Origin of the sequence: Nocardia sp. NPDC019323, from assembly GCF_044389845.1 — a bacterium.
GTDB classification, from domain to species: domain Bacteria; phylum Actinomycetota; class Actinomycetes; order Mycobacteriales; family Mycobacteriaceae; genus Nocardia; species Nocardia implantans.
The window spans coordinates 391,867-407,871 of sequence record NZ_JBIRYN010000005.1 but is presented as its reverse complement, the minus strand read 5'-3'; the positions used below and the strand labels follow the sequence as shown (position 1 = coordinate 407,871).

General features: G+C 69.6%; 17 protein-coding genes. 7 read left to right on the top strand and 10 right to left on the bottom strand.

Going from position 1 to position 16,005, the window contains the following annotated elements; all coding sequences use genetic code 11:
- The first annotated feature begins 9 nt into the window (after positions 1-9).
- From ACH49X_RS21200 to ACH49X_RS21190, 3 genes are read left to right on the top strand one after another with little or no spacing between them, the layout of a single operon-like run.
- Positions 10-1,086, top strand: a complete 1,077-nt coding sequence (locus ACH49X_RS21200; protein WP_357206112.1) for an NAD-dependent epimerase/dehydratase family protein — start codon at positions 10-12, stop codon at positions 1,084-1,086.
- Between the two features lie 10 nt (positions 1,087-1,096).
- Positions 1,097-1,297 carry a hypothetical protein gene (locus ACH49X_RS21195; RefSeq protein WP_195081211.1) on the top strand — a complete coding sequence of 67 codons (201 nt, stop codon included), beginning with the start codon at positions 1,097-1,099 and terminating at the stop codon, positions 1,295-1,297.
- Positions 1,298-1,345: 48 nt separating this feature from the next.
- Positions 1,346-2,230 carry a TIGR03621 family F420-dependent LLM class oxidoreductase gene (locus tag ACH49X_RS21190; protein WP_195081212.1) on the top strand — a complete coding sequence of 295 codons (885 nt, stop codon included), beginning with the start codon at positions 1,346-1,348 and terminating at the stop codon, positions 2,228-2,230.
- 15 nt (positions 2,231-2,245) lie between these two features.
- Here ACH49X_RS21190 and ACH49X_RS21185 read toward each other — a convergent pair whose 3' ends face one another.
- The 3 genes from ACH49X_RS21185 to ACH49X_RS21175 all read right to left on the bottom strand — a co-directional run bounded on the left by ACH49X_RS21185 (position 2,246) and on the right by ACH49X_RS21175 (position 4,247).
- Positions 2,246-2,635, bottom strand: a complete 390-nt coding sequence (locus ACH49X_RS21185; RefSeq protein ID WP_195081213.1) for a hypothetical protein — start codon at positions 2,633-2,635, stop codon at positions 2,246-2,248.
- Positions 2,636-2,792: 157 nt separating this feature from the next.
- Positions 2,793-3,368: a bifunctional 2-polyprenyl-6-hydroxyphenol methylase/3-demethylubiquinol 3-O-methyltransferase UbiG gene (locus ACH49X_RS21180; RefSeq protein ID WP_195081214.1), complete on the bottom strand. Its 576-nt coding sequence runs from the start codon at positions 3,366-3,368 to the stop codon at positions 2,793-2,795.
- A 21-nt stretch (positions 3,369-3,389) separates the two neighbouring features.
- The gene (locus ACH49X_RS21175) at positions 3,390-4,247 is read right to left on the bottom strand and encodes a helix-turn-helix transcriptional regulator (protein WP_357206110.1); all 858 of its coding nucleotides are present in this window, start codon (positions 4,245-4,247) and stop codon (positions 3,390-3,392) included.
- 100 nt (positions 4,248-4,347) lie between these two features.
- On the opposite strand from ACH49X_RS21175, the gene ACH49X_RS21170 reads away from it, so the two are divergent.
- Positions 4,348-5,067, top strand: coding sequence for an SDR family NAD(P)-dependent oxidoreductase (locus tag ACH49X_RS21170; RefSeq protein WP_357206108.1), 720 nt, complete (start codon positions 4,348-4,350; stop codon positions 5,065-5,067).
- An 84-nt stretch (positions 5,068-5,151) separates the two neighbouring features.
- Here ACH49X_RS21170 and fabG read toward each other — a convergent pair whose 3' ends face one another.
- The 4 genes from fabG to ACH49X_RS21150 all read right to left on the bottom strand — a co-directional run bounded on the left by fabG (position 5,152) and on the right by ACH49X_RS21150 (position 9,003).
- Entirely contained in the window at positions 5,152-5,904 is a 753-nt protein-coding gene (fabG, locus tag ACH49X_RS21165) for a 3-oxoacyl-ACP reductase FabG (protein ID WP_357105033.1), read from the bottom strand.
- A gap of 14 nt (positions 5,905-5,918) precedes the next feature.
- Positions 5,919-7,067, bottom strand: coding sequence for an acyl-CoA dehydrogenase family protein (locus tag ACH49X_RS21160; RefSeq protein WP_195081218.1), 1,149 nt, complete (start codon positions 7,065-7,067; stop codon positions 5,919-5,921).
- 176 nt (positions 7,068-7,243) lie between these two features.
- Positions 7,244-7,861, bottom strand: a complete 618-nt coding sequence (locus tag ACH49X_RS21155) for a haloacid dehalogenase-like hydrolase (protein ID WP_357206105.1) — start codon at positions 7,859-7,861, stop codon at positions 7,244-7,246.
- A 191-nt stretch (positions 7,862-8,052) separates the two neighbouring features.
- Positions 8,053-9,003 (bottom strand): Lrp/AsnC family transcriptional regulator, encoded by a 951-nt coding sequence (locus tag ACH49X_RS21150; RefSeq protein WP_357206102.1) that lies wholly within the window; start codon positions 9,001-9,003, stop codon positions 8,053-8,055.
- An 85-nt stretch (positions 9,004-9,088) separates the two neighbouring features.
- Here ACH49X_RS21150 and ACH49X_RS21145 point away from each other — a divergent pair, with 85 nt between their 5' ends.
- Positions 9,089-9,964 (top strand): VOC family protein, encoded by an 876-nt coding sequence (locus ACH49X_RS21145; protein ID WP_195081221.1) that lies wholly within the window; start codon positions 9,089-9,091, stop codon positions 9,962-9,964.
- Between the two features lies 1 nt (position 9,965).
- On the opposite strand, the gene ACH49X_RS21140 is transcribed toward ACH49X_RS21145, so the two are convergent.
- Both ACH49X_RS21140 and ACH49X_RS21135 read right to left on the bottom strand, forming a co-directional pair.
- The gene (locus ACH49X_RS21140; protein WP_195081222.1) at positions 9,966-11,384 is read right to left on the bottom strand and encodes an APC family permease; all 1,419 of its coding nucleotides are present in this window, start codon (positions 11,382-11,384) and stop codon (positions 9,966-9,968) included.
- A gap of 98 nt (positions 11,385-11,482) precedes the next feature.
- Positions 11,483-12,628, bottom strand: a complete 1,146-nt coding sequence (locus ACH49X_RS21135; protein WP_195081223.1) for an LLM class flavin-dependent oxidoreductase — start codon at positions 12,626-12,628, stop codon at positions 11,483-11,485.
- Positions 12,629-12,956: 328 nt separating this feature from the next.
- Between ACH49X_RS21135 and ACH49X_RS21130 the strand changes: the two genes are divergently transcribed.
- Complete coding sequence (locus tag ACH49X_RS21130; RefSeq protein WP_195081224.1) at positions 12,957-14,462, top strand: NAD(P)/FAD-dependent oxidoreductase; 1,506 nt, start codon at positions 12,957-12,959, stop codon at positions 14,460-14,462.
- A gap of 231 nt (positions 14,463-14,693) precedes the next feature.
- Positions 14,694-15,656, top strand: a complete 963-nt coding sequence (locus ACH49X_RS21125; protein ID WP_323124266.1) for an ABC transporter substrate-binding protein — start codon at positions 14,694-14,696, stop codon at positions 15,654-15,656.
- On the opposite strand, the gene ACH49X_RS21120 is transcribed toward ACH49X_RS21125, so the two are convergent.
- Positions 15,620-15,985 (bottom strand): bifunctional 2-polyprenyl-6-hydroxyphenol methylase/3-demethylubiquinol 3-O-methyltransferase UbiG, encoded by a 366-nt coding sequence (locus tag ACH49X_RS21120; RefSeq protein WP_195081226.1) that lies wholly within the window; start codon positions 15,983-15,985, stop codon positions 15,620-15,622. The two genes, ACH49X_RS21125 and ACH49X_RS21120, sit on opposite strands and share 37 nt — an antisense overlap.
- Between the last annotated feature and the right edge of the window lie 20 nt (positions 15,986-16,005).

Genomic DNA, 16,005 nt, shown 5'->3' with positions numbered 1-16,005 from the left:
GATGAACTAATGAGCACACGGGTATCGGTCACCGGCGCAACGGGATTCGTCGCCGGTCACGTCATCGCCGAATTGCTGGAACACGGTTACGCCGTGCGCGCGACGGTTCGTGACCTCGCCGCCACCGGCAAACGGGCACACCTGGTCGAGCTGGCCCGGCGAACCGGGGGCGAACTGGAGTTCGCGCAAGCGGACCTCAACGGCGACGACGGCTGGGCGGCCGCCGTCGCGGGCAGCGCGGCGGTGCTGCACGTCGCCTCCCCGTTCCCCACCACGCCGCCCGACGACGAGCGAGAACTCATCGATACCGCGGTCGAGGGAACGCTGCGCGTGCTGCGCGCCTGCGCCGCCGCGGGCACCGTCCGCCGGGTGGTGCTCACCTCGTCGATCGCGGCGATCGTCGCCGGTCACACCGATGAGGGCCTCCGCACCGAGGCCGACTGGACGGTGGTCGAGCGCAGTCCGGCCTACCAGAAGAGCAAGACGCTGGCCGAGCGGGCGGCCTGGGATTTCGTCGCGGGGCTTCCGGCGGGCCAGCGCTTCGAACTGGTCGTCGTCAATCCGGGCATGGTGCTGGGGCCGCTGCTGTCCGCCGCGACGAGCACCTCGCATGAACCGGTGCGCAGATTGCTCGCCGCGGACGCGCCCGGCATGCCACGCGTCGGCTGGGCGCCGGTGGACGTGCGCGATCTCGCCGTAGCCCACCGGTTGGCGCTGGAGACGCCGGAAGCCGCGGGCAACCGATACATCTGCGCGGGCGAGCACCTGTGGATGGGGGAGATGGCGCGCATTCTCGCCGAGGAATACGGGCCGCGCGGATTCCGGGTGCCGACCAGGCAGCTGCCGAACTGGCTCGTACGCTGCGTCGCGATCTTCGACAAGAGTCTCCGGCTGACCGTGCCGACCCTGGGGCGCACCGAGTCGCTCAGCGCCGACAAAGCCCGGCGCGAACTGGGCTGGACCATGCGGCCGGTGCGCGAAACCGTCTTGGACACCGCCGAAAGTCTGCTGCACCACCGGATAGTCGCGCCGCCGCGCGGCAAGTCCGCCCCCCACGCCACCGCGCCGCACGCCGTGCGGGTCTGAGGGTGCGGACATGCTGATCGCGACGCTGATCATCACCACGGTCGCCATGATCCGGCGCCGGTCCGCCCGTCGATCCCCGCGCGTGAACCCCGCCGGGCACACCGCTCCCGGCCCGGTCGGGCGAGCGCTGCGACGGCCGGTGCCGGCGGCCGCCACGGTCGTCGCACTGCTGGGCGTCGTAGTTGCCGCGGGTGCGCTCGCCCAGTGCTGACCCGGCCCCGGAGTACGGCGGCCCGGCCCGGTTCGCTAGACAGGACACGTGACTGCACAGCACCCTTTCCGGTTCGGTGTCAACATGGTGGTCCCCGAATCACGTTCGGGTTGGATCGAAAAGTGCCGTCGGGCAGAAGAACTCGGCTTCGACGTGGTGGGTGTCGCCGATCATCTCGGCCTGCCCGCGCCGTTCCCCGCGTTGATCCTGGCCGCCGAGGCGACCGAGCGGGTGCGGTTGAACACCTTCGTGCTCAACACCGCGTTCTACAACCCGGTGTTGCTGGCCCGCGACGTGGCCGGCGCCGATCAGTTCACCGACGGGCGGGTGGAACTCGGGCTCGGCGCGGGCTATGTGCAGGCCGAGTTCGAGGCCGCGGGCATCCCGTTCGAGAGCGGGAGCAAGCGCGTCGAGCACTTGGAGCAGACGGTGATCACCCTGCGCAGGCTGTTCGCCGATCCGGAGTATCAGCCGCAGCCCGCGCAGCCGTCGGGGCCGCCTGTCCTCATCGGCGGATGGGGTGATCGTCTGCTCGGCGTCGCCGCGCGGCACGCCGACATCATCGCCTTCACCGGCGCGGCGGCCGCGCGCAACGGCGGGCCGCTGCAGATGGCCGGGCTCGCCGAGATCGAGGAGCGCGTCGCCTATGTGGGGCAACTGCTCGGTCCACGGCTGGACAAGGTCGAGTTCAACATCCTCGTGCAGCGGGTGGTGCCGCCGCGCGAACGCGCGAGCGTGCTGGAACTCTTCGGTCCGGCGCTGCCGCCGGACGTCGCCGACTCCCCGGAGGAGCACCCGCTCCTGCTGATGGGCACACCCGAGGAGATGGCCGACCGCCTGCGCGACCGGCGCGATCGCTACGGCATCAGCTACGTCACCGTCCTCGAGGACAGCATGGAGAAACTCGCCCCCGTCATCGAGTTGCTGCGCTGAGCCGCCGGGTGCGGGTCAGGGCAGCGGATCGATGATGACGCGCGGATCGATCTGCCGGAGCCGTCTCGGACGGCTGGTCAGGCAGGGCCAGGTGCGGGCGACCGCTTCGCGGGTGACATGCCCCGCGGCCGCCAGGATATCATCGCCGAATGCCGGCAGTGGCGGGCCGGTGCGGTCGAACGTCGGGACGACGGTGTGCGGCAACCCGACCAGCACGGCCAGGATATCGAGCCGGTCGGCCGGGATGTGCGTGCGCGCCGCCGCGAGCACGGTGCTCGGAACGACGATGGTGCTTCCCGCCTCGACCGTCGCCCAGACGACCGCCTGGGCGTAGTTGGCGCGGTTGGCGAACGCGACGACCGCCGCGGCGTCGAAGACGACACCGCCGAGGGCCCGGGAGGTCACGCCGCGCCGGCGAGCCGTGCGCGCACCTCCTCCCCGGATAGTAGCGGGGGCATCGGCACGGCGTGGCCGGGCAGCGTGCGGATGGCCTTTCGCGGTCTGTGCTCCCGAAGCGGCGGCATGCCACGACTCTAGCCGGGTGCGTCCTCGGGACCGAGGATCACGCGGGCTTGTGCCACAACAGTGTGTAGCGCCACATGAGCCGCCGCCGTACGCGCGCGCCGGGCAGGAGTTCGGCTGCGGTGGAACGGATTTCGGCGAATCCGTCGATGGGGTCGCGCGTTCGCGCATTCGGCCCGCCGACACGGTGGGAAAGGTGGATCGCCCAGATGAGCGGGAACAGCGGGAAGTAGTGGAAGTCCGTGCGCGGCGACATCTTCCACAAGCCGACCACGGCGAGCACGCCACCAGGTGCGACCAGACGGCGCAGCGCCGTGAGCCCCGCCCGCAGGGGAACGTGGTGCAGCGTGGCCACGGTGGTGACGACATCGAACGAGCCCGCGTAGTCGAGGAAGTCGGCCTGTTCGAGGGACACCCCCGCCACGGCGGGCGCTCGGGCGATGATGGCGGGGTCGACGTCGATTCCGGTGACCGTCAGCCCGCGTCCGGCCAGCTTGCCCGCCAGCAAGCCGTCCCCGCAGCCGATGTCGAGGGCGGTGCGCGCCGAGCGTGGCACCTGCTTCAACAACCAAGGGTGGTAGTGAGTGTTGTGATTCCAGTAGGGATCATCGCGCACGCTGTCACTGTAGTGCGGTGGTCAACCGGAGGGCTCCGTGACCGTGAACCGCTGAGCGCCGGTCACTCGGAGCAGTTCCAGGGCCGACGCTTCCTTGCTGCCGGGCGCCGCCGAATAGACGACGACGGCTTGGTCGGTGTCCGGGACGAGCAGGGTGTCGCAGTCCAACCGCAAGCAGCCCAGCTCCGGATGATCGATCGTCTTGGTCGCGCTACGCCACTGACCGGATCGTCGCGCGTTCCACAGCTGCTCGAAGCGTGGACTGCGCGAACGCAATTCGGAAACCAATCGCAGCAGTCCGGGATCGTCGGGGTAGCGGGCGCGGGCGCTGCGCAGACTGGCGACCGAGAAAGCGGCGGCATTGTCCGCCTCGGCGGGTGTCATCATCACCCGTCCGGGCTCGGTGCCGAGGAAGCGCTGCCAGATGATGTTGCGCTGGGCGGGCGGCCACGCGGAGAAATCGCCGAGCAGCGCGGTCGCCATCGGATTCCAGGCCAGCAGATCGGCTTTCGCCGACAGCACCAGCGCGGGCAGATCCGCCATCCGGTCCAGCAGACGCAAGACGCTGGGCCGCACCACCATGTCGATCCGGCCTGCCTGCGGAAGCGCCGCGCCCGCGAGCTGGAACAGCAGTGCGCGGTCCTCGTCGTTGAGCCGCAGCGCGCGGGCGAGCGCGGCCAGCACCGAGCTGGACGGCCGGGGGCCGCGCCCCTGCTCCAGCCGCACCACGTAGTCCACGCTGACCCCCGCGAGCTGCGCGACCTCCTCGCGTCGTAATCCCGGCACCTGCCTGCGCGCGCCCGCGGGCAGCCCGACATCCACCGGACGCACCCGGTCACGCGCCTGCCGCAGCAGGGCGGCCAGCTCGGTTCGATCCACATCCCGATCATGCCGCAGCGGTTCGGTGCGGGGGTGGGATCGCTGCTCCCAGGAGATGGCATCCCTGGCGCGGGGTTGCCGGAACCGTGACGCTGGCTCCGTGAACGACACGACTACGGCCCTGGTGACCGGGGCGAACAAGGGCTTGGGACGCGAAACTGTCCGTAGGCTGGCGGATTTGGACTGGCGGGTGTTCCTGGCCGCTCGCGACGAGAAGCTGGGCGAGGCGGCCGCGGCGGAGTTGACCGCGACGGGGGTGTCGGTCGAGTTCGTCCCGCTCGACGTCACCTCCGCCGCATCGATCGCGGCTGCGGCCGAATACGTCCGCCAGCGCACCGCGCGGCTGGACGTGCTGGTCAACAACGCGGGTATCGGGGGCACCAGGAAGACGCCGGATCTCGTCGATGCCGCGGACATGCGCGCGGTGTTCGAGACCAACGTCTTCGGTCCGGTGCAGGTGACGAACGCGTTCCTGCCGCTGTTGCGGGCCGCGGCTCAGCCGCGGATCGTGATGGTCTCCAGCGGTATCGGCTCGCTGGCGCGGACCTCCGACCCGAGCCGGATCGAATCCACGTTGCTCGGCCTGCCGTATCCGGCGTCGAAGACGGCGCTGAACATGATCACCTCGCAGTACTCTCGGGCACTGCCCGGCTTCCAGGTCAACGCCGCCGACCCCGGCTACACCGCCACGGACCTGAACGGGCACTCCGGCTTCCAGACCGTCACCGAGGGGACCGACGCGATCGTGCGGCTGGCCACGCTTCCGCAGGACGGGCCGACCGGCGGCTTCTTCGACCGCGTCGGGCCGGTCCCGTGGTGAGCCGCCGACGGGACCGGCGGCCGGGTCGCTGGGGCGCGTGCGCATCGAGCGATGCCACGTGCGGTCACGGCGGAGCCGCTCTGGTCAGCGCGCGCCGCCGTTGACATACAGCGTCTGGCCGCTGACGTAGCTCGCCTCATCGCTGGCGAGGAACGCGATGACCGCCGCGACTTCTTCGGGCTGTCCCACCCGGCCCAGTGGCGTCCGGTCCGCGGCGGCCTTCTGGTGGTCTTCGGCCGTCAGGCCGACCCGGTGTGCGGTGGCGGCGGTCATGGCGGTGGCGATATAGCCGGGCGCCACCGCGTTCACCGTGATGCCGTAGGGCCCGAGTTCGAGCGCGAGCGTGGCGGTCAGCCCTTGGATGCCCGCCTTGGCGGCCGCGTAGTTGGCCTGCCCGCGATTGCCGAGCGCCGACCGGCTCGACAGCGAGACGATCCTGCCGTACCGCTGGGCCACCATGAACGTCTGCGCCACCTGCGCACAGTGGTAGGCGCCGGTCAGATTGACCGCGAGCACCGCGTTCCAGTCCTCCTCGGACAGGCGGAAGAACAGGTCGTCGCGCGTGATCCCCGCGTTGTTCACCAGAATCTGCGGGCTGCCCAGATCGGTGGCCACGCGATCGAAAACCTGCCCCACCGAGCCGCGGTCGGTGACGTCGCAGACATAACCGCGCGCCACGCCGCCCGCGGCGGTGATCCGCGCGGCGGTCTCGTCGGGCTCGTTGCGGTCCAGGACGGCCACGGCCGCGCCCTCGGCGGCGAGGCGCAGCGCGGTGGCCGCGCCGATGCCCTGAGCCGCGCCGGTGACGACCGCGACGCGGTCGGTGAAGCGGTGCATCGGAAGTTCTCCTGTCAGAACGCGGCGACGCCGGTCAGGGCGCGGCCGATGAGCAGTTTCTGGATCTGGCTCGTGCCCTCGTAGAGGGTCATCACCTTGGCATCGCGCAGATACTTGCCCACGGGGAACTCGTCGATGTAGCCGTAACCGCCGAATACCTGCACCGCGCGATCGGCCGCACGGACCGCGGCCTCGGAAGCGAACAGCTTCGCCTTCGACGACGCCAGCGCGAATTCTTCGCCGCGGTCGATGAGATCGGCGACCCGCCATACCAGCAGCCGCGCCGCGTCGACGTCCAGCGCGATGTCGGCGAGCAGTTCCTGCACCAGCTGGTGGGCCGCGATCGGCTTGCCGAACTGTTCCCGCTGGGTGGCGTAGCCGACGGCGGCGTCCAAACACGCCTGGGCCAGCCCGACACACCCCGCCGCGACCGACATGCGGCCTTTGGCCAGCGCTGCCATCGCCACGGTGAAGCCTTTGCCTTCGTCGTGCAGGCGGGCGCTGTCGGGTACGCGCACCCCGTCGAGGACGAGTTCGGCGGTGGCCTGGCCACGCAGCCCGAGCTTGCCGTGGATCTCGCGCGCGGCGAAGCCGGGGGAGTCGGTGGGGACGAGGAACGCGCTGATGCCCCGGTGTCCTTCGCCGCCGGTACGCGCGAACACCAGCGCCACATCGGCCCAGGTGCCGTTGGTGATGAACATCTTCGTGCCCGACAGCACCCAGTCCGCGCCGTCGCGCGTCGCGCGGGTGCGCAACTGGGCGGCATCGGATCCGGTGCCGGGCTCGGTGAGCCCGAAACAGCCGAGCGCCTCCCCCGTGACCAGCCGCGTGAGCCAGGTCTGCTTCTGCTCCTCGGTGCCGAAATGGTGGATCGACTTGGCGACCAAGCCGAGCGAGACCGAGACGATGCCGCGCACGGAGGAATCGCCCCGTCCCAGTTCCTCCAGGACCAGGCAATAGGTGAGGTGGTCGCCCGCGCTGCCGCCGTACTGCTCGGGGATGGTGAGCCCGAGGAAGCCCAGTTCACCGAGCCGGGCGACGATCGAACGGTCCACCTGTTCGTCGCGATCCCATCGCGCGGCGTGCGGCGCGATCTCCCGGTCGACGAAATCGGAAGCGAGCCGCCGTGCCGCCGTCTGCTCGCCGGACAGTTCGAGGTTCATGCGCAGTAGGCTAGCGACCGGTAAACTAACGGTGCAAGTTTTTGGCACGAAGCGGCGATCCACCGCGGCACCACTGAGGTGGACTTGTCGGTGCGCCGGGCGAGGTTGTTTCGAGAAAGGGAGTTCGGCACCGGCCGGGGGCGGTCCCGACAAGCCGACGTCGCGACCGGAGCGGCCTAAGCGGTGACCGCGCCGAACTCTGTCGCCAGCCAGGCGGGGAATTCGGTGAGATCGGCCAGCACCACGTCCGCGCCCGCCGCGCGCAGTTCGTCCGTCGTGCACGGCCCGGTGCTGACGCCGACCGCGAAGACGTCCGCGGCGCGTGCGCCGTTCATGTCGCCGACGTGATCGCCGACGAACAAACTCGCGCCCTGTTCGCGCAGCGTCGCCGCCTTGCCCGCCGACCACAGGTCACCCGCGAGATGGTCGACGCGCCAACCGAGTTCGGCGATGTGCAGCTGCGCGAGCGGGGCGTGCTTGCCGGTGACCACGAGCACTCGGCCGTTGCGGGCCTCGACGGCCGCCAGCGCGGCCTGTGCGCCCGGCATCGGGGGGATGCTCGAGACAATCGTCGGATACAGCGCGCGATAGCGAGTCACCAGCGCCGGAACGAGATCCTCCGGCGCGCCCGCCTCGACGAGCAGGGTGGCCAGCGGCGGGCCGAGCCGATCGGCGAAGGTCGTCCCGCACAGCGGCAGATCGAATTCGACGCCGAGCAGGTCGATGGCGCGCGCGACGCCCGGCCGCGAGTCGATCAGCGTCATGTCCAAGTCGAAGCCCACGGTCCAGGTCACCTGACCGACCCTAACCGCCCGTGCCGCGGCGTGCCGGTGCGGCTGTTGTGATTCACAACTCCGCCGCGCGAGTGGCGGGATCGTCCGAACTGTGGGTGTGGCCGTCGTGATCCACGTGGAACCGCCGATGCACTCGGTGCCGGGTAAGAGACTGTGCCGCTGGCAAATTCAGCAGCGAATGCAAGCCGGCGTCAGGTGTATCGCGGCGGCGCGGCGCGCTTGGCGTATCCGCTGACCGGGCTGATCTCCATCCGGTCGATCCCGCTCAGCGCCCCGATCCGCTCCGTCGTGTAGCGGAACAGGTCGTCGGCATCACGACAGACGACGCACACCAGCAGATTGTGCGGTCCGGTGATGACGCCGACGAACGCCGCCTCCGGATCGGCCGCCAGCGTGGTCGCGACGGCGAGCAGGTGGGCGGGGGAAACCATGAGCCACAGCAGGCTCTGCACGGTGAACCCGAACAGCGCGGGATCGATCTCGACGTCGAAACCGAGCACCCGGGCGTGGCGCAGTTCCTCCACTCGCCGCCGCACGGCGGATTCCGACCGACCGACGGCTCGCGCCAGCCGTGGATACGCTGCCCGTCCATCGGCGGCAAGCGCGAGAAGCAGCCGCCGATCCAGTTCGCTCGGCGCCACGGTCGCGGCCGGACCGGTGTGGGGTGTGCCGAGCGCCGCGCTCTGTTCGGCGGACAGCGCCGACATCCGTCCCCGCCAGCGTCGTCGCATGACGTGCCGCAGCACACGCTGGGCGTCCACCGCGCCGACGGCCGGATGGCGGGCCAGTTCGGGCAGGGGAGCGTCGCCGGGCACGCGGAACAGGCACGTCAGCTCGGTGCCGCCGCCGATGACGGTCACCCAGGCGGTATCGGCGCGGCGCGCCAGCGCGCGGGCCATGGCCGCGGTGGCATCCGGTCGGACGCGAAGACGGACCAGCCACTCGCTGTGGCCCACCCGGCCGGTGTCGGCGACCCCGGTCACCCGCAAACCGCCCGTGTCCAGCAGCCGCCGGTAGCGGCGGGCCAGCGTGCGCTCCGAGACGTCCAGCACCGGGGCGAGCCTGCTGAACGGCGCACGGCCGTCGAGCTGCAACGCGTGCAGCAGGCCTCGGTCGACGCCGTCCAAAGTGACCGAATCCACCACGTCAGCGTAGGTCAGTGCCGGAATCCGGCGAATCGTCCGTGCTGACGGGCGGCGCGGCGGGTGCCGCACGAGCATCGTCGGCATGCAGAAACCGATCGACGCCATCCACCACACCGGAATCCTGACCCGCGATCTGGACGGCTTGGAACGCCGCTACCTCGACCTCGGATTCACGCTGAGTCCCCGCTCGCGGCATCTGCTGAGCGCGCGACCCGGTGAACCGCCGACGCCGGGATGCACGGCCAACCGGTGCGCGCTGTTCGGCGGCTCCTACCTCGAGCTGCTCGGCATAGTGGACGAGTCCGCACCGGACCCCTGGCATACCAAGGCGATGGCCGACGAATACGAAGGTTTTCGTCTGCTCAACCTCGAGACCGGTGACGCCGAGTCGGCGCGGCGGCAACTCCTGGCCGCGGGCCTGCGCGCCACCGGTGTGCTCGACCTGGAGCGCGACGTCGAGACCGAGGACGGCGTGCGCACGGTCCGCGCGCGGGCGGTGCACGTGGACCCGAGTTCGACACCGGAGGCGCTGCTCGGCGTCGCCCAGCATCTCACCCGCGGCTACGTGCACCAGCCGCGCTACCTGTCGCACCCGAACGGCGCCGTTGCCATCGCCGCCGTGCTGATCGTCGTGGCCGATGCCGACTTCGACGCGGTCGTCGAACGCTACTCCCGCATTCTCGACGTCGCCGCCGTGCACAAGGCACCGCTGACCGTGCTGGAGATGGGCTCGGGCCGGCTGGAACTGGTGCGCGCGTCGCAGGTCGCCGCTGTGTTGCCGGGCGAACCGGCACCCGCACCGTCGTACCTGGCCGCCATGACCATCGCCGTGCGCGATCTCGCCGTCGCCCGCGAGGTCATCCGGAACGCGAATGTGCCGGTTCGTGAGACGGACGAGGGTTTCCACGTCTCCGCGCGCGACGCCTACGGCGCCGGACTGTTCTTCGTCGCGGGGTGAGTCAGGGGCCGGTCGGCGGAGCGCTGGGCGCGGTCTCGGCGAGGGTGGAGCGCTTGCGTCCGTATCCGAGGTAGACCGCGATGCCGACCAGGACCCACACACCGAATCGCACCCAGGTCAGGGCATCCAGCGTGGTCGCGAGCAGCACGCAGCCGATCAGCGCCAGCAGCGGAACCACGGGCACCAGCGGGGTGCGGAACGGGCGTTCGCGCTCGGGTTCGACCCTGCGCAGCACCAGCACGCCCACGCACACCACTGCGAACGCCGACAGCGCGCCGATGTTCACCAGTTCGACCACGATGTCGATCGGCAGCAGGCCCGCGATCGCCGCGCCGAGCGCTCCCAGCAGCAGCGTCAGGCGCACCGGGGTCGACCGTTTGCCCGTGGTCGCGAGGGAGTAGGGCAGCAGCCGGTCGCGGCACATCGCGAACATCAACCGCACCTGCGCGTACACGATCAGCAGCAGGCCCTTCGTCAGCGCGATGATCGAGGCGATCACGATGACGTCGCCGATCCAGCCGATGCGCACCGCCCCGAACGCGGTGGCGATCGGCGCGCTGTTGTTCAGTGTGGCGAACGGCACCATGCCGGTGAGCACGGCGCTGACCAGCGCGTAGAGCACGGTGGCGATGAGCACCGTGCCGATGATGGCGAACGGCACGTCGCGGCGCGGGTTGCGGGCCTCCTCCGCCGAGGCGGCGACCACGTCGAAACCGAGGAAGGCGAAGAACGCGATGGCGGCGCCGCCGATGATCCCGCCGACCCCGAACGGCGCGAACGGTGTCCAGTTGTCCACGCTCACGTGCGGGGCGCCGACGGCGATCACCAGCACCAGAACGCCGATGGTCACCGCGACCAGCGCCTTGGTGATGCGCGCGGTGAACGACACCTCCCCGACCAGCACCGCGACGACGGCGGCGACGATCAGCAAGGCGGGCAGGTTCACCACGCCGCCTTCGGCGGGTCCCGCGACGAGGGCATGCGGGATGGTGATGCCCAAGAGCGAGTCGAGTGCGGACACAGTGGTCGCGGACCAGCCGATCGCCACCGCGGCGCCGGCGATGACGAATTCCAGCAGCAGGTTCCAGCCCACCAGGAACGCCGGCGCTTCGCCGAGGGTCGCGTAGGTGTAGGTGTAGGCGCTGCCGGAGACCGGGACCATCGCCGCGAGTTCGCTGTAGCACAACGCCACCAGCACGCACACCGTTCCGGCCAGGGCGAACGACAGCACGATGGAGGGCCCGGCCTTCTCCGCGGCCGCAACACCGGTGATGACGAAGATTCCCGCGCCGACGATGGTGCCGACGCCCATGGCGGTGAGATCGAGCCTGCCGAGTCTGCGCGCCAGCGTGGGCGCGCCCGCCTCGGTCGCGGTGTCGGGCAGGCGGCGGCGCCAGCGCCGGGCTGAAGCGGTGGTCATGACTCCCTCGGAATGGTCCATCGGTCGCGGCCGGTGTGCCGGACCGATAGACCATTCTCGCCGCGTCGCAGCGCGTGGGAATAACTGGGGTGTTGCTCTCAGCTGCTGGATGACGTCGCGAAGGGCGTCGAGGCGGCCACGCGGGTGGTGCGGTTGGGATGGCGCCACAGGCCCTTGCGCTCCAGGATCGGCAGCACGCCCTCGCCGAACCAGTACGCCTCTTCCAGGTGCGGATAGCCGGAGAGGATGAAGTGGGTGATGCCGAGGCGCGCGTATTCGGCCAGCCGTTCGGCGACTTCGGCGTGCGAGCCGACCAGCGCGGTGCCCGCGCCGCCGCGGACCAGGCCCACGCCCGCCCAGAGGTTCGGCGCGATCTCCAGCCGATCGGTGCTGCCGCCGTGTAGTTCCAGCATGCGCCGCTGGCCTTCGGATTCGCTGCGCGCCAGATTGGCCTGCACCCGTTCGATGTCGGCGGGATCGATGCCGGCCAGCAGGCGGTCGGCCTCGGCCCAGGCCTGCTCGGAGGTGTCGCGGCTGATCACGTGAACGCGCAGGCCGTAGTCGAGGACGCGGCCGTGGTCCACCGCCAGACGCCGGATCCATTCCAGCTTCCTGCTCACCGCCAGCAGCGGCTCGCCCCAGGTCAGGTAGGTGTCGCTGTAGCGGGCCGCGACCGGGCCCGCCGGTTCGGAGGAACCGCCGAAGAACACCGGCGGCACCGGGTCCGGCCGGTTGCTCAGCAGAGCCCGATCGACCCGGATGTGTTCGCCCTCGAAGGTCACCGGCTCGGTGGAGTTCCACAGTTCGCGCACCACGTGCAGGAATTCGCCGGTGCGTGCGTAGCGCTGGGTCTTGTCCAGGAAGTCGCCGTAGGCCTGCTGCTCGTGCGGCTCGCCCCCGGTCACCACGTTGAGCAGCAACCTGCCCTTGGAGTGCCGCTGGAAAGTGGCCGCCATCTGCGCGGCGAGCGTCGGGCTGATCAGGCCGGGACGGAAGGCCACCAGGAACTTCAGCGTCTCGGTGGTCTCCACCATCATCGCGGTGGTCAGCCACGCGTCCTCGCACCACGCGCCGGTGGGGGTGAGTACGGCCTCGAAACCGTTGTCCTCGGCGGCGGCGCCGATCTGGTTCAGGTACCGCAGGCTGGCCGGTCGGTCGCCGGACATGAAGGTGCCGTGCCCGCCCGCGATCAGGCCGCGGGAATCGCCGTAGGTGGGGAGAAACCAGTGGAACGACAGACTCATACGAGCCAACTCCCTTCCGGGGACCGCGCCCGAGCCACCGTGGTGACCAGCGCGCACGCGAAGCCACCCGAACCGGCGCCGTAGCCATCACGGGCCCGCGGCGCCTCGGGTAGCGGGACAGATCGGGCGGTGCGCCTTGTGGGCGCGCCGCAGTGATCCATGCTGGGCGCTGGACCGGCCGAGGTCACGATTTGGAACCAGGCCGGTTTTTATTCCGGTGCCGATCCGTGTCACCATTCGGACTAGACGTAACCACGAATAACACGTAATCTGGCCTCAGCACGCACCCTCAGGTGTGCGAGGCGGACCGGACGAAACGAGTACCTCAATGACGCGGCATGTCGACGTAGTGATCATCGGCGCTGGGCTGTCCGGAATCGGCATGGCCTGCCATCTCACCAAAGAGCGGACCGGACGCAGTTACGCGATCCTGGAACGCAGAAGCGCCATCGGCGGCACCTGGGACCTGTTCCGTTACCCCGGCATCCGCTCCGATTCCGACATGTACACCTTCGGTTACGGCTTCCGGCCGTGGAACGGCACCAAGGTCCTCGCCGACGGCCCGCACATCCGCCAGTACATCGAGGAGACGGCGGCCGAGTACGGCGTCACCGAGCACATCCGCTTCGGCCGGAAGGTCACCACGGCCCGCTGGTCCAGCGAAAAGGCCACCTGGACGGTGGAGGCGCTCGACGAGCGGACCGGCGAGACCGAGATCTACACCAGCGACTTCCTCGTCGGCTGCACCGGCTACTACGACTACGACAACGGCTACCGGCCCGAGTTCCCCGGTGAGGAGGACTTCGGGGGCCAGATCGTGCACCCTCAGCACTGGCCCGAAGACCTCGACTACTCCGGCAAGCGTGTGGTGGTGATCGGCTCCGGCGCCACCGCGATCACGTTGATCCCGGCCATGAGCGACGCGGCGGCGCACGTCACCATGCTGCAACGCTCGCCGACCTACATCACCGCGCTGCCCGCCGACGACCCGGTGGCGGTGGGGATGAAAGCCGCCAAGGTGCCCGAGAAGCTCGCCTACCGAATCGGCCGGGCGCGCAACATCGCTCTGCAGCGCGCGAGCTTCCAACTGTCGCGCACCAACCCGGAGGCGGCCAAGAAACTGCTGCTGGCCGCCGTGCGAATGCAGGTCGGCCCCGGCATCGACATGCGGCATTTCACGCCGAACTACAACCCGTGGGACCAGCGGCTGTGCGTGGTGCCCAACGGTGACCTGTTCAAAGTGCTGCGCAGCGGCAAAGCCTCGATCGTCACCGACCGCATCGAGACCTTCACCCAGAACGGCATCCGCCTGGTCTCGGGTGAGGAACTGCCCGCCGACCTGGTCATCAGCGCCACCGGTCTGAGTGTGCAGATGCTCGGCGGCATGACACTGGAGATCGACGGCGAACCGGTGGTCACCCGCGAGCGAGTGGTCTACAAGGGCGCCATGCTCGACGGCGTGCCGAACGCGATGATGGTGCTCGGCTACACCAACGCGTCTTGGACGCTGAAAGCCGACCTGGCGGCCGAATACTTCTGCCGGGTGCTCAACCACATGAAGAGGAACGGTTTCACCCGGGTCGAGGCAGTCGCCACCGACCGCGACCGGGGCGCCGACTCGGTGATGGGCGGGGCGCTGACCTCCGGCTATATCCAGCGCGGTGACGCGGTGATGCCGCGCCAGGGCACCAACGGCCCGTGGCAGGTGATCAACAACTACTTCCGCGACCGCAAGCTGCTGCGCAAGGGCGCGCTCGAAGACGGGGTGCTGACCTTCAGCCGTGCCGAGAAGTCCGCCGTCACACGGCCGCTGGAAGGCACGCGCAGCGCCTGAGCGCCGCTGTGCGCCGCACCGCGGCGGGCACGACGAGGTGCCCGCCGCGGTTTCCCGGTCGGCGTCCTTTTGGAATCTCCCCGAAGACAACTATGGACATGAAATAGCGAATGCTCAACGATCGCTGCACTGCGACGCGATGGCGCGTCGGCGGATGTATCGAGGGAGAGTATGAGCGTGATAGCGCGCGGCAGATTTCTGATAGGCGCGATAGTCGCCACAACTGTGGCAATGCTTTCGACCGCGTGCGGTGGTGGTGAAGTCCGCACTTCCGGCGGCGTGCCGGTCTTGCGGTATCAAGGCTGGGCTTCGCAAGTCGTCATTCCCGAGCTCGCGGAGGATCTCGGCTTCTTCGACGGCAAAGTGAAGCTCGAATGGCAGGGCAATACCATCAGCGGCCCGCAGGACATCCAATCGGCGGCGACCGGGCAGGTCGACTTCGGTGGCGCGTTCGGGGGCGCGGTCGCCAAACTGGCGCAGGGCGGCGCGCCGATCACCGCGGTGGTGAATTACTACGGCTCCGATGAGAAGACGTTCACCGGATTCTATGTGCCCGACAACAGTCCGATCAGGACTCCGAAAGATCTGCTGGACAAGAAGATCGGCGTGAATACGCTGGGTGGTCAGTCCGAGGCGGATATCCACACCGCGCTGAAGAAGGCCGGATTCACCGAACAGCAGATCAAGTCGGTGCAGCTGGTCGTGCTGCCCCCGCCGAACACCGAGGACGCCGTGCGGCGCGGCCAGGTCGACGTCGCAGCGCTGAGCGGACAGTTCCAGCAGCGTGCGATCGCCAACGGCGGCCTGCGTCCGGTATTCACCGACTACGAAGAATTCGGCCCGTTCAACGGCGGCCAGTATGTATTCCGCAACGACTTCATCGCCAAGAATCCCGACAGTGTCCGGGCATTCGTCGACGGGGTCGCCAAGGCCATCGAGTGGCAGAAGACCACCCCTCGTGACCAGGTCGTCGCGAAGTTCACCGAAATCATCCAGAAGCGGAAGCGTTCGGGCGAGGACGCTGCGTCGGTGAAGTACTGGCTTTCGGTCGGGGTTCCCGCCGTCAACGGCGCGATCGTCGACGCCGACTTCCTGCGCTGGGAGGATTGGCTGCGCGATACCGGCGCGATCACCGGTTCGTTCGAGCCGTCGAAGTTCTACACCAACAAGTACAACTCGCAGGCTCCGAAGTAACCCGGCACCGCCGTCGCGGCGACGGCGAGGTCGAAGGCCGCCGTCGGCAACGGCACCACCTCCGCTCCCGCGACGCGCGCATCGGCATCCGGGCACCGCAGGCGCAGGCGCTCGGCCGGCGAGCGGCCGGGTTCCACGGCCGTGACCGAGGCTCCTGCCCGCAGCATCGGTTCGGTCGCCAGTCCGGTTCCTGCGCCGAGTTCCAGCACCCGCACGCCCCGACGCAGCAATCCGCGCTCGGTCGACCGCGACCACAGCGCGTCCGGGTAAGGCGGTCCGGCGCGGTCGTAGATCTCGGCGTGCGTTTCGAAGTGCAGCGGGTCGGCCATTGGAGCCAGCCTGGTGCGGT